Genomic DNA, 16,313 nt, shown 5'->3' with positions numbered 1-16,313 from the left:
GCCGTCTCCTAAGGTTTTGGATGAAACCTGCGAATCAGTTACTGCGTGCGACCCGCTCTACCAAAAGTCCACCGCTTTGGTCATCGAGGCGTTGATTACGTCCCGCTAGCAATGCAAAGCCACAGCAAGCCGTAATCAGGGTGATTAACAGCCAGGCAATATGCGAAGTGCTCGCGCCTGATTGAAGCATCACACCCACGCCGAATGGCCCGAGTGCTGCCAGTGTATAACCACCGCCCTGAACAAGGCCTGAAAGTTGGCCTGCAAGACGTGAATTGGCTGTGCGCAAGACTAACAGACTTAGCGCTAAGCTAAAGCTGCCACCCTGGCCAATACCTAGCAGAGCTGCGCCGGGCCATTTCCATATCAGTGGTGCGATAAGTAGCATCCAGAGTCCCATGGCGGTGCATAGTAAAACTAGCAACAACGCGGGGCGTTGATCTCGCCCCATGCGTGCTATCCAGGGAGCCCCTAACGCAGACACCAGTTGGCACATAATCGATACAGCCATGGTCCAGCCTGCATCGGCTTCGTTATAGCCGCGATCGACTAGCAGGGTGGGTAGCCACCCAAAAACGATATATGCCATGGAGGATTGAATTCCCATAAACAGCATGACGTGCCATGTCAGCGGCTGTTTAAGCAGGCGTAGAATGCCGCTTTTAGGGGCAGTAGGTGTATTCGATCGGTAGGCGCGTGGCATTTGATAGTGCCACAGAATAAGCGCTAGCAGTGCCAGCAAAGACCAGCTTATTAGGCTTGCCTGCCAACTGCCCAGCAGTTGCGTTAATGGCACGCTTAGGCCAGCGCCCAATGCGCCACCACAGCAGAGCGCCATGGTATAGAGGCCGGTCAATAAGTCGGCACTGTCCGGAAGTTCACGTTTCACCAGGGCGGGCAATAAGGTGCCGCTAATGCCAATGGCACAGCCTGCCATGGCAGAGCCGACGAATAACACACCGGGAAGCGGCAAGCCACGCAAAATAAGCCCTGCGGTGAGAAGTATCAGCGCCCAACTCAGCGCCCGCTCACTGCCTATTCGCTTGGCAAGCGCAGGGGCAAGTGGCGCAGAAAGGCCTAGAAAAAGCACGGGAAGCGTGGTGAGTAGCCCCGCCGCGGTTGCTGATAGCCCCGCGCTCTCTTGTAAGCGCGTTAGCAAAGGGGCGACGGATGACATGGCAGGGCGTAAATTTAGCCCTACCACGACCATTAGCAAAATAAACGTAATTGAACGACGCGATGCCATATCGATGCTTATTTCATACCAATGCTTACTTAAGGTGGGGGCGCAAGTCTCCGCGAACGGCATCGAGTAGCGTAATAAAGTGATAGTCTTGTGAGGTGTCTAGGCAATCCACTCTGACGTTAGTGCGCATGCCTTTGTCCATCTGAAGCTGATCAAATATTTCTAATGTGAGCTTGCGTGCAGGTTTATCACCTGGCGCCATAATGCCGTCTTCCAGGGTAAAGGTTTCAAGCAGGGTAACGCGTACGCGGGTGCTATTTCCCTCGCTCAGCACGCGGCGCACAAACAGCCAGCCTTCGCAGGGCAGGGCGTGGTTGTCATCGCGTTGGCGCAAGAAGATGGTGCGATAACAAGCGCCTTCGATAGAAGCCTTTTCAGCCATGCTGCGGTAAGCCTGCATCACTTGATTTGCAGATGCCCGAGCGTCTTCTAAACGCTGCACAATACCTTGATGCTCGCGGCTGAGTTGCTCTTGACGCTGAAACGTCAGCCATTGGCGATACTCCGCCATAAGTTGAGAAGACGCCATAATCACTCCATGAAAAGTTGTTCATGCCTAACGGCTAAAATTGCTGTCCGATACTAAGGGCTGGAATATGTAAAGGCGACACCTTCGCATATTCCAAGAAGCCGCGCTAGCGGCGAACGCGGCGCTTGCGTTCACCACCGGTATTTGCACTCTGCCCTTCAGGTTTGCGTTTGGCACGAGGCTGGCGCTGATTGCGTCGGCCATTCTCGATGGGCTCTGGTTTGATGGTGGGATCAGGTTCAAAACCAGGTTCTATATGCTTCGGCAGCGTCTGTTTAATCAGCCGCTCAATATTGCCCAGCAGACCGTCTTCATCGACACATACCAGCGAGACAGCTTCACCATTGCTGCCAGCGCGCCCGGTGCGACCAATGCGGTGGACGTAATCTTCCGCTACGTTGGGCAGGTCAAAGTTGACGACGTGCGGGAGCTCATTAATATCAAGGCCGCGTGCAGCAATATCGGTAGCCACGAGCACCTGTAAATCGCCACTTTTAAATGCCGTTAGCGCGCGGGTGCGAGCGCCCTGGCTTTTATTACCATGGATCGCCATGGAGGGGATGTCCTGCTTGGATAGCTGTTCTGCAAGACGGTTAGCGCCATGTTTGGTACGCGTAAATACCAGCACTTGGAACCAGCCATTCTGTTGAATTAAGTGGGCCAGCAGTTCGCGCTTTTTCTCACGATCTACACGGTAAATGGCCTGTTCAATTTTCTCAGCGGTAGCGTTGCGTGGGGCCACTTCGATCATGGCTGGATTGTCCAGCAACTGTTGAGCCAGGGTTTGAATCTCATTCGAGAACGTGGCAGAGAACAGCAAATTTTGGCGCTTTTTAGGCACTAGTCGCAGTAGGCGTTTGATGTCATGGATAAAACCCATATCAAGCATGCGGTCTGCTTCATCTAATACTAATATTTCTACCGAGGAGAGGTCGACATGCCCCTGCTGGTGTAGATCTAAAAGACGGCCAGGTGTGGCAACCAGTACATCCAAGCCGGCTTTGAGTGCGTCGATTTGAGGTTGCTGACCTACGCCGCCAAAGATAATGTGCGAGCGCAGTGCTAAATGTTGGCCATAAGTTGATACGCTTTCGCCTACTTGAGCAGCAAGCTCACGAGTAGGGGTCAGCACCAATGCGCGCACCTGACGTTTGCCAGGGCGCTTGCCGGTGTTTAGGCGTTGCAACATTGGCAGTGTAAAACCTGCAGTTTTACCAGTACCGGTTTGGGCGCTGGCTAGCATGTCACGACCTTCTAATACGACAGGGATGGCCTGTTGTTGGATCGGCGTAGGTTCGGTGTAACCTTGCGCTGTGACGGCGCGTAATAGGTCGGCGTGCAGGCCAAGTTCAGAAAAGCTCATGCGTTCTCCGCAGTCACCTAGTGTGTTACTACCGGTAATTGGTTGTTTCCACTAGATGTAATGTTCAAAAAGCGAGGTTGATTGATCTTCGCGGCAGCGAATCTCAGCGTGCCGCGATGGTCGTTGGTTAGCCGTGGATGACCGTGACAGGAGACGTGAAGACTACAGTACCTAGTAGCACTGCGATCTGATATGCACGGGCAAATCAGAAAACTTACGTATCAGTAATAAGCCGAACAGTGTAACACGATTATATGACGTCAGCTTGCTTGGCTGTCTCGTGTCAGCGAAGAGTGCTGGGCATGTAAAGGAATCAGTCGAGCCAGTGTTGCAGGCGGTAATTGAAGCTGGGCAAGTTCTCCAGGCGTCAAGGCAAAAAACTGTTCAGGGGTAAACACGCCTAATTGAAATAACTGGCGCGCCGTTGCTGGCCCTAGCCCCTCTAGGGCTAGTAGCCGTCGTGCAAACAGTGAAATCAAACGGTTTTTCTGTTGATCATTTAGCTTGTCGGTCGCGGTTTGATAGTAGTCACCCGCGCGCAAGGTAATAAATTGCTCAATACGTTCAAGCGCTGCGAGCGTTGATGCATCGAGTGAGTGCACTGCTAACTGATCTAGCAGGGCATCGTGACTGTGCAATGCTGATTCAAGGGTTGTGAGTGAAACTTTTCCCTCCAGCATCGTCGTGACTGTCTGCATCAGAGTGTTCACTGCATCGCGCAGTTGCACAGCGGGTAATGCAGCAGTGTTGTTCGGTTCATCTGTCATGGGAGCATCCCTGAGAAAGCTGGATTAAGCGTAGGTCAGTAAGCTACGTTTAGAAAACCGTGAATTACTTAAAATAATTGCCTTGGCGTATTTGGGTAGCAATAAGCGCGGCAGCTTGATCCCAGCTTTCACTTAGCGCTCGCACTAGTGCCGGGTAGCCGTCTGTTTCCAGTGGGGTCTCGGCGTGAAAATTCTCCATTACCAGTAGCTCACCAGCAGCGTTTAATAATTGCCATTGGCCACTAGCGACGGCTACGCCATCAAATCGACCTTGAAACTGGTCAATGCTTAGACGCAGGGTCAGTGCGTCAGAGGGTTCATTCTCTGCGCGTATAACCCTGAGGGTTGGCAGTGCTTGCGATAAGTTGGCACGCATTCTTCGCTCTAACTGACGATCCAGTCCTTCTGCCCATTGATGTTCACGTGCAGCGTTCAGCGTAATGTCGTCCAGCTGCATCACTATGCCGTCTACATCTAGGTAGTGGGCCAGCCGAGGCGCGCTTAGAACGAGCGTACCCTCGGGCTGGTTTGTGGTGCTGCTCATTTGGCCGGTCGGCAGCATATAGCGCGCAGGAGGGGCGACACTGCTGGCACAAGCCGATACCAATGCGCAGATCATGAGTAGCAGTAAACACTTGATCCAGTTCGTCATACTTCTCCCTATAAGCATGGAGGTCTCCTTAATCACGTGGCGCGCGCGGAATGGGGTCTTGGGTATCCAGGTTGTCAAACAGCAGAGCCCTGGGATTGTCATTAAGCGTGCGGGTAAGTGGCTGCAAATCACGCATTAAACGATCCAGTCGTTCGATGGCAGTGGTGAGCTCTTGATAAGCGGGCGATGACGGAGACAGCCCTTCAAGCGTGCTACGCAGTTCCTCAAGAGTCCCGTTTAGGTTGCCACCAATCGCCTGGGTCTCAGGATCATTCAGTAGCTCATTGATAGAAGCGCTGACTTCACGCACTTCATTAAGCACGCTTTCGGAGGCCTGCAAGTTACGATCCAAGCCAGCGAGTAACGGCTCAACCTCAAGGTCGTTCAATTTTTCAAGCAAATCGGTCACTTGCGCTTGAATCTGTGCAAACCCACCCGCCACAGTAGGGAATACGGCGCGCTCGGAAAAGCGTTCGGCAACATACTCATCGGCCAAGTCGCGATTGAAATTCAGGTCGACAAACAGCGCACCTGTTAGCAAGCTGCCACTTTTAAGTGACGCGCGTAGTCCAAGACCAAACATGCGTTCAAAACGTGCTTCCCACTCCTCTAAATCAATATCACTATTTTCAATGCCCAGGCGCTGAGGCTCTATTCTAATCAGTACGGGAATTGCAAAGCGCGCACGAGAATCGGGTTGGGGGGCTGTGAAGTTCCACGGTACTGCGGCAACGGTACCTATACGTACGCCGCGAAACTCTACAGGGGCTCCCTTGGTAAGTCCGCGCACCGTCTCGTCTACCAGCAGTACATACTCTAAGTAGCGATTAAATGTGCCTTCCCGGGCGGCGTCCTCATCCGCGTAGAGGGTGAAGCGAGTATTGGCTTCGACTGGCTGGCCCATTGGCAGGTCTTCAGGCACACCAAATGTCACGCCACCACCGAGTAACGCCTCGATGGATTCAACATTCACCCGCAAGCCATCGGCACCCAATCGAAAATCCACGCCGCTAGAGGTCCAAAAGCGTGTGCCGTCAGTCACTAAGTCGGTATAGGGCTCTTCAATAAATACTTGGTGCTGCATGGTGCGCGATTCTGGTTCAAAGCTGTTTTCTTCAATACGCCCTACGGTATAGCCCTGATACGAGACCGGGTCGCCGACGCGTAATGAGTTTCCTAGCTGGCTAGTTAAGCTAAGCCGCAGTCCTGCCTGCCCGGCAGGGGCCACAGGGGGGATGTCGCTAACAGGAAATTCGCGCCTTGGTGCGTCTTCGGTGCCTGGCTCAAGTTGAATATAAGCTCCCGATAGCACGGTGCCTAAACCGCTAATCCCTTCACGACCAATTCGCGGTTTGACTACCCAGAAGCGGCTGTCTTCGCGCAGCATATCTTCTACTTCTGGCTGGATGCGAGCTTTTAAAACGGCATGAGAGAGGTCGTCGGAGAGGCTTACGCTTTGCACTCGCCCGATTTCCACATTGCGGCTGCGAATAAGCGTATTGCCCGCTTCAATACCTTCTGCGCTCTCCATGGTCAGTGTTACCAGTGTGCCGCGGCTAGAGTAGTTGTCATACACCAACCATAGGCCTATTGCGATGGCAACGATCGGTACTACCCAGATAGGGGAAAGGCGGGTTTGACGCGAAGTTTTGGCCTTATTTAAATCCTGCTCACTGCTGGGTTCAGTGTTGCTTTGATTGGTATTAGGCGGTGTTTCATTAGCCATCAACAGGTTCCTTGGTGGCCGTTTTACGGCGAAGAAGATAGTAGCGAAGAGAGTTTCGTTGTGGGAGAGGGGTGTCCCAAATTAAGCGTGGATCAAAGGTCATCGCTGCCAGCATGGTTAACACAACTACGGAGCCGAAGGCGAGCGCTGCTGGCCCTGGTGTAATAGACATTAATGATCCTGCGCGAATCAATGCCACTAATATAGCCACCACAAATACATCCACCATGGACCAACGGCCAATAAATTCTGTTAGTCGATACAGCCGGGTGCGGCTTTGTGCATTTAGTACGCTGCTACGCCTTACCACTAAGCAAAGCCACGTTAAGGCGACCAATTTGCCCACTGGAACAATCACGCTGGCGATGAAAATGACGGCTGCGATTGGCCAGGAGCCCATTTGGATCAGCTGAACGACGCCGCCAATAATGGTGGATGGTGAGGAGTTGCCCAAACTGGTGGTGGTCATAATCGGGTAGATATTGGCAGGAATGTACATGATGGCTGATGCCCCCAGCAGTGCCCAGGTACGCTGTAAGCTATGGGGTAAACGCCGGTGAAGTTTTTCGTGACAGCGCACGCAATGCCCGCGGCCGTGTGGTGATAGGCGATTAATAAGTCCGCAGGTGGGGCAGCCCGTTAGCCCTTGATCCGCGGCAGGCATGCCCGTTTGAGTGTTATCAGGAGATAGTGGCTCCCCCTCAAGCGAGAACCACATCCAATCCGCATCGATAGACTGAGTCGTCATCAGCAGCAGCAGCGCAAAAGTGCAAAAGGCCCAAAAGGAGATGCCCACCTCAACCTCAGCCAAACCGGCGATTTTTATGAGGCTGACGAGGGCGCCAATGATGAATACATCGGCCATCATCCATGGTATTAGATGCGCTAATGAGCGGGCTATATCGCGGCTAAAGGGCAGGGGTTGGTCGCGCAAGAGGCCAAACTGGAGCCAAAGCACGCCAAGCAGGTATACCGCTGGCAATACCACTATGGTCATGATGATGGCGATCGCAACGAGGGGTTGGTGAAAGCCAATCAGGGCAGTGGCGGTCTGCGTCAGCTCAATGCGGTTGCTAATCCCGCTAACGGTAAAGCTAATAAAAGGGAATGAGACGGCCACCATCAGTGCAATGAGAGATGCGATGGCAAGCGCCATGCTGCGCTGCGCCGGGTAGCGGTGGCGTTTGACTAGAACATGCGAGCACCTAGGGCAGCTTGCTCTCTCGCCAGAGCTTAGCGGTGGTAGTGCGGATACCCAGTCACATTCATGACAGGCGCGCAAGCGCCTTCGCTGAGTGCGAACCTCAGGCGGTGAGCGGTCAACGAGGGGGGTGTTAACCGGTAGTGTGCGGCGTTTAATCAATCGTTGCTGGGGCAAAAACCAAAACTCTCAGTGCGAATGCCTAGCTAAACTACTAGGATGTGGCGAATTAAGCTGTTAATTACACATTTTAGCAAGTCTATGTCACTGAAATAATGTTCAAAAACATAGCCAAGCCGCTTGACCATGGCATTAGTTTAGACAACGATGCTGCGGCGCAATGGCAAGCTGAGTGTGACAGCATAAATGACCGCTTTCATATTCTGTCAGGATAGTTGCTTAACAGAAGGTCGCAATGTGTTAGTTATCATTGCTAGGAATAGCATCTTACTGACTAGGCTGAAGCGGTATTAAGATGCACCACCCTGAAAATTAGTGCCGATCATTATGTCATGAAGGAAATGAAATGTTGCTCCCCATATTAGCGGTTTTGTTTGGTTTGATCTTGTTGGTTTGGAGTGCTGAAAAGTTTATTGACGGTGCTGCAGCAACATCGCGTTGGCTTGGGCTTTCACCGCTGTTGATCGGCATGCTGGTTATCGGGTTTGGTACGTCAGCGCCGGAAATGATGGTTTCAGTGCTGGCGGCATTGGACGGCAACCCCGGTTTGGCGGTGGGTAATGCTTATGGCTCGAATATTGCCAATATCGGTTTGATTCTAGGCCTGATAGCGCTTATTTCGCCGTTGGCTGTTCACTCCAGCGTTATTCGCAAAGAGATGCCGATACTCATGCTGGTCATGCTGGCGACTGGCTTAATGCTACTGGATGGATTTGTAGCACGTTGGGAAGCTATCTGTCTCTTACTGGGATTAGTAACTTTTATCGTTGTCAGTATCGTCCGCTCACGCAGCCAGCCAGACGATGCAATCGTCTCTGAAGTCGCTGAGACACTGGATAGCAAGCCGATGTCTCGTGGTAAGTCCATTATGTGGACCCTGGTAGGCCTGCTTCTACTCATTGCAAGTTCACGCCTATTGGTGTGGGGGGCAGTGGAGATTGCGGTTCGTTTTGGCGTAAGTGACCTGATCATTGGTTTAACAGTGGTAGCGATTGGTACCTCGCTACCGGAGCTTGCTTCTTCGGTCAGCGCCTTGCGACGTAAAGAGCACGATTTGGTGCTAGGCAATGTGGTGGGTTCCAACTTATTTAATAGTTTGGCCGTGGTTGGGCTTGCGGGTGTGATCGCCCCTATCGAAGCCGGACGGGAAGTATTGGTGCGCGACTGGAGCGTAATGACCGGTATGACGCTTCTGATGATCCTGTTTGCGTTTTCTTGGCGTGGCCGTCCACGGCGCATTAATCGTTTGGAAGGCGGTATTCTGTTAGCACTATTTATCGCATACACCGGTTATATGGTCAGCGTTGTCATCATGTCACGGTAGCGGTACTAGGATGTGTTGTGCACCGCTCTAGTGCTTGGTGCGTCAATGCGACTCATCTTGGACATCTATTGATTATTGTATGATGATTGTCCAAGAAGGGCGTGGTCAAAGGTCATTAGCAGCGCAAAAGAATAAGCTTAGTGCTTATAACTAAAAGTGTCGTGCCACTAAGGCTCAACTAAGCTTGTTTGAACCCTTTTATGGGATACCGATTCAGGTCTTAGGAGAGTGAAATGGAACTTGATCCCCTCGTGTTATCGAGATTGCAATTTGCGTTCGTTGTATCGTTTCACGCAATCTTCCCCGTCTTTACTATTGGCTTGGCGTCCTACATTGCGCTGCTTCATGGCCTGTTCTTCAAAACGAAAAACCCAGCCTGGGATCGCCTGTCGCTCTTCTGGACAAAGGTGTTCGCCGTTGTCTTTGGCATGGGGGTGGTGTCTGGCATTGTGATGTCGTTCCAGTTTGGTACTAACTGGAGCAATTTTTCACAAGCATCCTCGAATTTTCTCGGCCCTATGCTGAGCTATGAAGTGGTGACTGCTTTCTTCTTAGAAGCGGCTTTTCTGGGTGTCCTGCTATTTGGGCGTGGAAAGGTTCCTCAAGGTGTTCATCTATTTGCGGCCATTATGGTAGCTGTTGGCACCTTCATTTCGTCCTTTTGGATTCTATCGGCTAACAGTTGGCTGCACACGCCTGCAGGAGTAGAGCTGATCGACTTCCGTTTCCATGTCACCTCTTGGACAGAGGCGATCTTTAATCCGTCGTTCCCATACCGCTTTATGCATATGGCCGTTGCCTCCTTCCTGACAGGTGGTTTTGTCGTCGCCGGGGTGAGCGCTTGGTTTCTGTTGCGCGACCGGGACCCGGAAGCTAACCGCCGTGCGCTCTCAATGTGCCTTTGGCTGCTGCTGTTTTTGGCGCCTACCCAGGCCGTTATTGGCGATTTCCATGGCATCAATACGTTAGAGCACCAGCCGACTAAAGTGGCTGCGATGGAAGGGCATTGGGAAACCTCCGGTAATGTGCCGCTGCTGTTATTTGCCATTCCTGATCAAGATGCGCAAACCAATCACTTTGAGCTGGGTATTCCTAACCTGGCCAGTATCATCTTGACCCACTCTATCGATGGGGAGGTGCCGGGTATTAGTGAGGCGGCGCCTGAAGAGCAGCCGCCGGTGTTGATCGTCTTCTGGGGTTTCCGAGTCATGGTAGGGATTGGCCTGTTAATGATTGCAGTGGCGTTAACGGGATTAGTGTTACGCCTTAAAGGGCGTATTTATGATAAACGGCTATTTTTAAAAGGCTTGACTGTCATGATCCCCATGCCATTTGTCGCTGTTCTGGCGGGTTGGATCGTGACTGAATCAGGGCGTGCGCCTTGGCTTGTTTACGGAATGATGACGCATGCCGAAGGCTTGACGCCTTCACTAACGGGCCCTATGGCGCTATTTACGCTGATTGGCTATGCCTTGGTTTACGGTGTGGTGTTTTACGCGGGCATTTACTACCTCACGCGCGTGGTGCGCAACGGCATGCTACCGGAAGAAGAGCGCGATACCACCGACGAGAACTTCAAGCGCCCCATGCGCCCCATGTCTGCTGCGCATACCCCTTTTGACGATGACGTTGACCCGGTGAGGAGCTAATCATGAGCTTAGAAATGTTTGATTTAACGTTGATCTGGGCCTTCATCATCGGTTTCGGCATCATGATGTATGTGCTGATGGACGGATTTGATTTGGGGTTGGGCATTCTCTACCCCTTTGCTCCCGATGAGGATGCTCGTGATGTGATGATGAACTCGGTGGCACCGATATGGGATGGCAACGAAACATGGCTGGTGCTAGGTGGCGCTGGTTTATTGGGCGCTTTCCCGCTGGTTTATTCGGTGTTCTTGCCAGCTCTGTACATCGGCGTCTTCTTAATGCTGGCAGGCTTGATCTTCCGCGGCGTGGCCTTTGAGTTTCGCTTTAAATCTCGCCGTAACCGCCGCTGGTGGAACCGTGCTTTCTGCTGGGGGTCGGCGGTTGCCGCCTTTGCACAAGGTGCCGTGGTAGGGGCCTATATCCAGGGCTTTCCGGTTGAGAATTTCGCCTACGTGGGCGGTGCCTTTGACTGGCTAACGCCGTTCTCAGTGCTGACAGGTCTTGGCCTGATGGCAGGCTACGCGCTGCTAGGGGCGACTTGGCTAATACTCAAATCAGAGGGCCATGTGCAGGATTGGGCCTATAAAATTACTCCGCTGCTGCTGGCGCTGGTGCTGTTTGTTTTCGCCGTGATTAGCCTCTGGACGCCGTTTGTGAATCCTAGGGTATGGGAGCGCTGGTTCGGCAATATTCAACTAATTTGGGTTTTTCCATTTGCTGCCTTGGCCTGTGCTTTTGTGGTTTTCCGTTCGGTACAGAAGCGCCGTGAAGGGGTGCCTTTCCTGGCCACTATCGGCATTTATGTCTTCACCTATCTAGGCCTGATTGTAAGTAAATGGCCGGTGATCGTACCGCCGGATTATACCCTTTGGGATGCTGCTTCCTCACCGGAGTCACAGCTGTTCATGCTAGTAGGTATGGTGTTCGTTATCCCGATTATATTGACCTATACCGCCTGGACCTATTGGGTATTCCGCGGCAAGGTGCGTGTAGGCGAGGGATACCACTGATCCATGGTAACTGAAGATGCGCTCTCTTTGACGCCGCGCAGTTGGCTGCAAACATTGGCTAAGGGAGAGCGTAAACGCCTGCTAGGCTCTGTACTTTGCGGCGTACTGGCAGGTAGTCAAACGATTGCCGTGGTAGTGGGTCTTGCCTGGCTTATTGATCAGTTAATAGTTCACGACCAGTCGCCAACGTCATTACTGCCAATATTTTGCTTGCTGGTGGGCTGTGTTTTTTTGCGCGCGGTCTTTCAGTGGGGACATGAAACGCTGAGCTTGGAAGCGAGCCTGCGAATTCGTCAGCGGGCTAGAGCTCAGTTGTTAGATAAATTATCTGAATTGGGTCCCGTTTGGCTTACCAGTCAGCATAGTGGTTCGTTAGCCAGTCAAGTGGTTGAACACATCGATACGTTAGAGGGTTACTTCGCGCGCTTTTACCCTCAACTGCGTATCACGTTCTGCTTGCCGCTGTTGATCTTGGCGGTGGCAGGCTGGCTCGATTACTTGGTGGCGCTGTTTCTGCTGCTTTCTGCACCGCTCATTCCGCTTTTTATGGCGTTGGTCGGTATGGGGGCGGAGCGCCTCAACCGTGATCAATTCGTTGCGGTATCGCGATTATCTGCGCATTTTATTGATCGCGTACGTGGTATGACGACATTGCAATTATTCGGCCGGACATCTGCTGCACAGAAAGATGTTTGGTATGCCACCGACGAATATCGTCGTCTAAGTATGCGTACTTTGCGCTTGGCTTTTCTCTCCTCTGCCGTTCTCGAGTTCTTTTCTTCAGTCGCGATTGCGGTGGTGGCCATGTATGTCGGTTTTGGCCTGTTGGGATATATCGAGTACGGGCCCTCTCCGTCACTGACACTTTTTTCGGGTTTGGCGGTGCTACTGCTCGCCCCCGAATTTTTCCAGCCTCTTCGTACGCTTTCTCAGCACTATCATGATCGCGCGGCGGCACTCGGTGCAGCTGAAAGTGTGGTGAATATACTTAATCAGCCAAGCTTGGTGAGCGTTCATCGCCATTTGCCTTTGCTGTCAGAAAGATCAGCTATCGAATTAACCGCTGCCTGCGTTGCTTATCCCAGCCGAGGGCAAGTAATAGGACCGATCAATCTCACTGTCCAAAGAGGGGAAGTGGCGGCGATAAGCGGACCTTCCGGTAGCGGAAAGTCGACACTGTTGGCGCTACTGGCGGGCTTTGTCGCCCCTAGTGCTGGAGAGTACCGGCGGCAGGTAAATGGCCATTATGCCTGGCTGGATCAGCAGCCTTGTCTCCTGCACGGCAGCTTGATTGATAATCTCCGCTTAGCGGCTCCTGAAGCTTCTCGTGAAGAAATGGTCACAGCGCTTCAGCGCGCAGGTTTTGGTGCTTTTTTGACGCAGTTACCCGAAGGCCTAGATACATTAATTGGTGAGCGTGGAGTCGGACTGTCGGGTGGCCAAGCCCAGCGTTTGGCACTTGCCCGTGTTTATCTCAGTAATGCTCCACTGGTGCTGTTAGATGAGCCTACTGCAAGTTTAGATCAAGAGACAGAGCAGTTCGTTATGGCGGCTTTACTTGAGCTTGCTCAAGAGGGGCGTACTCTTGTGATTGCTACTCACCATTCTGCTGTCATCGGCGTTGCCCATCGTCACTTTGCTTTTGAGAAGGGTGAATTGATCGAGGTGGTCTCATGATGGGTATTTACCGCGAATTCCGCCCTTGGTTGCTGCTTTTAGTTCAAAGGCGCAGGCGCTTCTTGCTAGGTGCTTTGTTGGTATGGATCACCCTGGTGGCAGGGCTGGCGCTGCTGGGGCTATCGGGTTGGTTTATAGCCGCCAGCGCATTGACGGGGATCGCTTTATCCTTAGGCCTTCCAGCGCGACTGGATGTGTATGTTCCCGGCGGTGGCATTCGTTTTTTCGCTTTGGCGCGTACCGTCGCTCGTTATGTTGAGCGGCTGTATAACCATAATACTGTGTTAACACTACTTGCTGACTTGCGGTATCGGGTGTTTGGCAATTTAACGCATTTCCCTGATGTCCGCTTGCACGGTGAGCGTGCCAGCGACTGGCTGAGCCGGTTAACGGCGGATATCGACACCCTGGATAATTTTTATTTGCGGCTCTTGGTGCCACCGTTAGTTGCGCTGCTCGGCGTGGTGGTCGTTTCGCTTTTTGTGGCTATTTGGTTGCCGGGTGTCGCCGTACTGTTGGCGTTGACGCTAGGCTTGCTTTGGTTAGTGGCAACACTCTTAGCTGCTATCTGGGGGTTTTCGCAAAGCTATCAGCAGGTGGTTGATCAGCAGTCGCTACGTCGTTTAGTGGTTGACCAAGTGCTGGCCTCGGCTGAGTTGATGAGCTACCAAACGACCGATTGGCATCGCACGCTTATCGCCAGTCAAGAGCGACGGGCTTTTAGCAACTTGCGGCGGTTAGGGCGTAAGACTGCGCTATTAAATTGCTTAATAAGTGTTGTTAGCGGAGTAATGGTAGTCGCCGTCGTATGGTTCGCCAGTCTTATGTTTAGCCAACAGTTGGTGGCGGGACCTATTCTGGTGATGGCTGCATTAATAGCGCTCGGGTTGAACGAGGCGTTTATTATGCTACCTGCCAGTTTTATAAAGCTCGGCGCGAGCTATGCAGCGGTTCAGCGGTTAAATGAATTAACCGATGTTCCCTCGGCAAGTAAAACCTCGGCTACTTTACCAGACGATCGCGGCCTAGATATTCGGGCGAATCAGCTATCTCTGCGATATGCCCAGACTCTTGAGCCCGCGTTGAGTAAGGTTGAGTTTCACCTGCCCGCCGGAAAGCGAGCGGTGATAACTGGCAACTCGGGAGCCGGTAAATCGTCTTTAGCTCGTCTGTTAATGGGGCGCTTAAAAGCGACGCAGGGAGAGGCGTTGGTAGGCGGGGTGCCATCGTTGCAACTTTCGACTGCAAGCCGTGCCCATCACTTTGCTATGCTTACTCAGCAGGTTGACCTTTTTGATGATTCTCTAGCCGAGAATTTACGTATTGCCAACCCTGCCGCTAGCGATGGCATGCTTTGGGGTGTGTTGAGCGCGGTAGCGATGGATCGTTGGGTTGAGCAGTTGCCAAAAGGTTTGGCGACAGCGGTGGGTGAGAAAGGTCATCAGCTTTCGGGTGGTCAGGGGCGGCGTATAGCACTAGCACGACTGATGCTATGTAACCCTCAAATTGTGATTCTAGACGAGCCATTTGCTGGTGTTGATGCGACGACAGCTAAGCACATTGCGACTTCCCTGGATAAATGGCTGATCAATCGAACGGCTATCTTCTTTGTTCATCAAGTGAGTTCGCTAGATTTATTGCCTGGGGTTGAGTACCACTGGCATCTGGATGCCGGTAAACTTAGCCAATGTCCGCTTGGATAATCGATAGTGAGTGACATTAATTAATTGATAAGGCAGCTAGGAGCCCTTCATGCACGAATTTTTACGCGACCTTCCCAAAGTAGAGCTCCATTTGCATATCGAAGGCTCATTGGAACCAGAGTTAATGTTTGCGTTAGCGCAGCGAAATGGGATCGATCTACCTTATGCGACAGTTCAAGAAGCCAAAGATGCTTATCGCTTCAACGATCTGCAGGGGTTTCTGAATCTCTATTTTCAGGGGATGAGCGTGCTTCGTAGTGAAGAAGACTTTTATGACCTGGCGATGGACTATTTCAAGCGTGCGCGGGGGGAGGGTGTTGTTCATATCGATATGCACTTTGACCCACAAGCGCATTTACAGCGTGGCGTTCCCCTTGAGGTAGTCATGGCTGGATTATTGAAAGCCAAGCAGGAAGCTGAAGAAACACTCGATCTCTCTATCGGCATGATTATGGCTTTTTTACGCGACCGTCCCGCAGAAGAGGCATTGCATGTACTGGAGCAAGCCGCTCCCTATTGGAAAATGATAGATGCTATCGGCCTGGATAGTGCTGAACAAAACAACCCGCCGGTAAAATTTGCTGAGGTGTTTAAACGCGCTAAGCAGCTTGGGCTTGTGCGCGTGGCTCATGCTGGCGAGGAAGGCCCCGCAGACTATATTAAAGATGCTCTGGATGTGCTTGATGTTCAGCGCATTGACCATGGGGTGCGTTGTTTAGAAAGTGACGAGGTAGTAGAGCGTCTGCGCAGCGAGCAGGTTGTTCTAACGGTTTGCCCGCTCTCAAATGTCAGCTTAAAAGTAGTCGAGGATCTGCGTGATCATCCGCTGCCCAAGCTTGTGGCGGAAGGACTCAAAGTAACCATTAGCTCGGATGACCCCGCCTATTTTGGTGGTGGTATGTTGACCAACCACATTGCTTGCGCTGAAGCGTTTGGCTGGGATGAAGCGGTTTTTCGTCAGTTAACGCGTAATGCTATTGAAGAAGCCTTCACTACTCAGGCACGTCGCGCTGAGCTGTTTGCGCGTTTGATGGCATTATAAAGAAGCTAACATCTAATTTAATTGATTGAATGTGTCAGTCGCTTAATGCAGAGCTAGGTTTTTGCTCATAAATATTCAAATCACTGTTGACCCTGGCGGTGAATCGGGTAGTATACGCCACACGTCAACGGGGCACGGCCTTGATGACCAGCTCTTTAACAATTTGATCAGGTAATTCATGTGGGCGCTTGCTGACGTTGGTGACAAATCACCAAATATCAAGGCAAGCGGTCATGACAATGTA

General features: G+C 52.1%; 13 protein-coding genes. 6 read left to right on the top strand and 7 right to left on the bottom strand.

What is annotated here, in order from left to right; all coding sequences use genetic code 11:
* Positions 1-34: 34 nt before the first annotated feature.
* The 7 genes from AC5TBW_RS10195 to AC5TBW_RS10165 form a co-directional block, all read right to left on the bottom strand.
* Entirely contained in the window at positions 35-1,246 is a 1,212-nt protein-coding gene (locus AC5TBW_RS10195; RefSeq protein ID WP_495508474.1) for a CynX/NimT family MFS transporter, read from the bottom strand.
* Between the two features lie 25 nt (positions 1,247-1,271).
* Complete coding sequence (locus AC5TBW_RS10190) at positions 1,272-1,775, bottom strand: hypothetical protein (RefSeq protein ID WP_495508473.1); 504 nt, start codon at positions 1,773-1,775, stop codon at positions 1,272-1,274.
* 106 nt (positions 1,776-1,881) lie between these two features.
* Positions 1,882-3,138: a DEAD/DEAH box helicase gene (locus tag AC5TBW_RS10185; RefSeq protein WP_495508472.1), complete on the bottom strand. Its 1,257-nt coding sequence runs from the start codon at positions 3,136-3,138 to the stop codon at positions 1,882-1,884.
* 260 nt (positions 3,139-3,398) lie between these two features.
* Positions 3,399-3,905, bottom strand: coding sequence for a helix-hairpin-helix domain-containing protein (locus tag AC5TBW_RS10180; RefSeq protein WP_495508471.1), 507 nt, complete (start codon positions 3,903-3,905; stop codon positions 3,399-3,401).
* Positions 3,906-3,969: 64 nt separating this feature from the next.
* Positions 3,970-4,557 carry a PqiC family protein gene (locus tag AC5TBW_RS10175; RefSeq protein ID WP_495508470.1) on the bottom strand — a complete coding sequence of 196 codons (588 nt, stop codon included), beginning with the start codon at positions 4,555-4,557 and terminating at the stop codon, positions 3,970-3,972.
* Between the two features lie 28 nt (positions 4,558-4,585).
* Positions 4,586-6,283, bottom strand: a complete 1,698-nt coding sequence (gene pqiB / locus AC5TBW_RS10170) for an intermembrane transport protein PqiB (RefSeq protein WP_495508469.1) — start codon at positions 6,281-6,283, stop codon at positions 4,586-4,588.
* A complete protein-coding gene (locus AC5TBW_RS10165) occupies positions 6,276-7,646 on the bottom strand; it encodes a PqiA/YebS family transporter subunit (RefSeq protein ID WP_495511945.1) in 1,371 nt (456 codons plus the stop codon). The genes pqiB and AC5TBW_RS10165 overlap by 8 nt, the downstream gene beginning before the upstream one ends.
* A 364-nt stretch (positions 7,647-8,010) precedes the next feature.
* On the opposite strand from AC5TBW_RS10165, the gene AC5TBW_RS10160 reads away from it, so the two are divergent.
* The 6 genes from AC5TBW_RS10160 to AC5TBW_RS10135 all read left to right on the top strand — a co-directional run bounded on the left by AC5TBW_RS10160 (position 8,011) and on the right by AC5TBW_RS10135 (position 16,069).
* Positions 8,011-8,988 carry a calcium/sodium antiporter gene (locus tag AC5TBW_RS10160; RefSeq protein WP_495508468.1) on the top strand — a complete coding sequence of 326 codons (978 nt, stop codon included), beginning with the start codon at positions 8,011-8,013 and terminating at the stop codon, positions 8,986-8,988.
* 233 nt (positions 8,989-9,221) lie between these two features.
* Positions 9,222-10,637 (top strand): cytochrome ubiquinol oxidase subunit I, encoded by a 1,416-nt coding sequence (locus AC5TBW_RS10155; RefSeq protein WP_495508467.1) that lies wholly within the window; start codon positions 9,222-9,224, stop codon positions 10,635-10,637.
* A 2-nt stretch (positions 10,638-10,639) separates the two neighbouring features.
* Positions 10,640-11,647, top strand: a complete 1,008-nt coding sequence (cydB, locus tag AC5TBW_RS10150) for a cytochrome d ubiquinol oxidase subunit II (protein ID WP_495508466.1) — start codon at positions 10,640-10,642, stop codon at positions 11,645-11,647.
* A 3-nt stretch (positions 11,648-11,650) separates the two neighbouring features.
* On the top strand, positions 11,651-13,324 hold the full coding sequence (gene cydD / locus AC5TBW_RS10145; RefSeq protein WP_495508465.1) for a thiol reductant ABC exporter subunit CydD: 1,674 nt from the start codon (positions 11,651-11,653) through the stop codon (positions 13,322-13,324).
* Positions 13,321-15,027: a thiol reductant ABC exporter subunit CydC gene (gene cydC / locus AC5TBW_RS10140; protein WP_495508464.1), complete on the top strand. Its 1,707-nt coding sequence runs from the start codon at positions 13,321-13,323 to the stop codon at positions 15,025-15,027. The genes cydD and cydC overlap by 4 nt, the downstream gene beginning before the upstream one ends.
* Positions 15,028-15,076: 49 nt before the next feature.
* The gene (locus tag AC5TBW_RS10135) at positions 15,077-16,069 is read left to right on the top strand and encodes an adenosine deaminase (protein WP_495508463.1); all 993 of its coding nucleotides are present in this window, start codon (positions 15,077-15,079) and stop codon (positions 16,067-16,069) included.
* The last annotated feature ends 244 nt before the right edge of the window (positions 16,070-16,313 follow it).

The organism is Vreelandella sp. ssv, from assembly GCF_059448525.1.
The sequence above is the reverse complement of the archived record's forward strand: the minus strand, read 5'-3'. Positions and strand labels throughout refer to the sequence as shown.

Bases quoted from the DNA above. Each gene is read 5' to 3' on its own strand.
- AC5TBW_RS10160 (WP_495508468.1), top strand. From the start codon at position 8,011: ATGTTGCTCCCCATATTAGCGGTTTTGTTTGGTTTGATCTTGTTGGTT.
- AC5TBW_RS10195 (WP_495508474.1), bottom strand. From the start codon at position 1,246: ATGGCATCGCGTCGTTCAATTACGTTTATTTTGCTAATGGTCGTGGTA.
- cydB (WP_495508466.1), top strand. From the start codon at position 10,640: ATGAGCTTAGAAATGTTTGATTTAACGTTGATCTGGGCCTTCATCATC.
- AC5TBW_RS10155 (WP_495508467.1), top strand. From the start codon at position 9,222: ATGGAACTTGATCCCCTCGTGTTATCGAGATTGCAATTTGCGTTCGTT.
- cydC (WP_495508464.1), top strand. From the start codon at position 13,321: ATGATGGGTATTTACCGCGAATTCCGCCCTTGGTTGCTGCTTTTAGTT.
- AC5TBW_RS10190 (WP_495508473.1), bottom strand. From the start codon at position 1,775: ATGGCGTCTTCTCAACTTATGGCGGAGTATCGCCAATGGCTGACGTTT.
- pqiB (WP_495508469.1), bottom strand. From the start codon at position 6,283: ATGGCTAATGAAACACCGCCTAATACCAATCAAAGCAACACTGAACCC.
- cydD (WP_495508465.1), top strand. From the start codon at position 11,651: ATGGTAACTGAAGATGCGCTCTCTTTGACGCCGCGCAGTTGGCTGCAA.
- AC5TBW_RS10185 (WP_495508472.1), bottom strand. From the start codon at position 3,138: ATGAGCTTTTCTGAACTTGGCCTGCACGCCGACCTATTACGCGCCGTC.
- AC5TBW_RS10180 (WP_495508471.1), bottom strand. From the start codon at position 3,905: ATGACAGATGAACCGAACAACACTGCTGCATTACCCGCTGTGCAACTG.
- AC5TBW_RS10135 (WP_495508463.1), top strand. From the start codon at position 15,077: ATGCACGAATTTTTACGCGACCTTCCCAAAGTAGAGCTCCATTTGCAT.
- AC5TBW_RS10175 (WP_495508470.1), bottom strand. From the start codon at position 4,557: ATGACGAACTGGATCAAGTGTTTACTGCTACTCATGATCTGCGCATTG.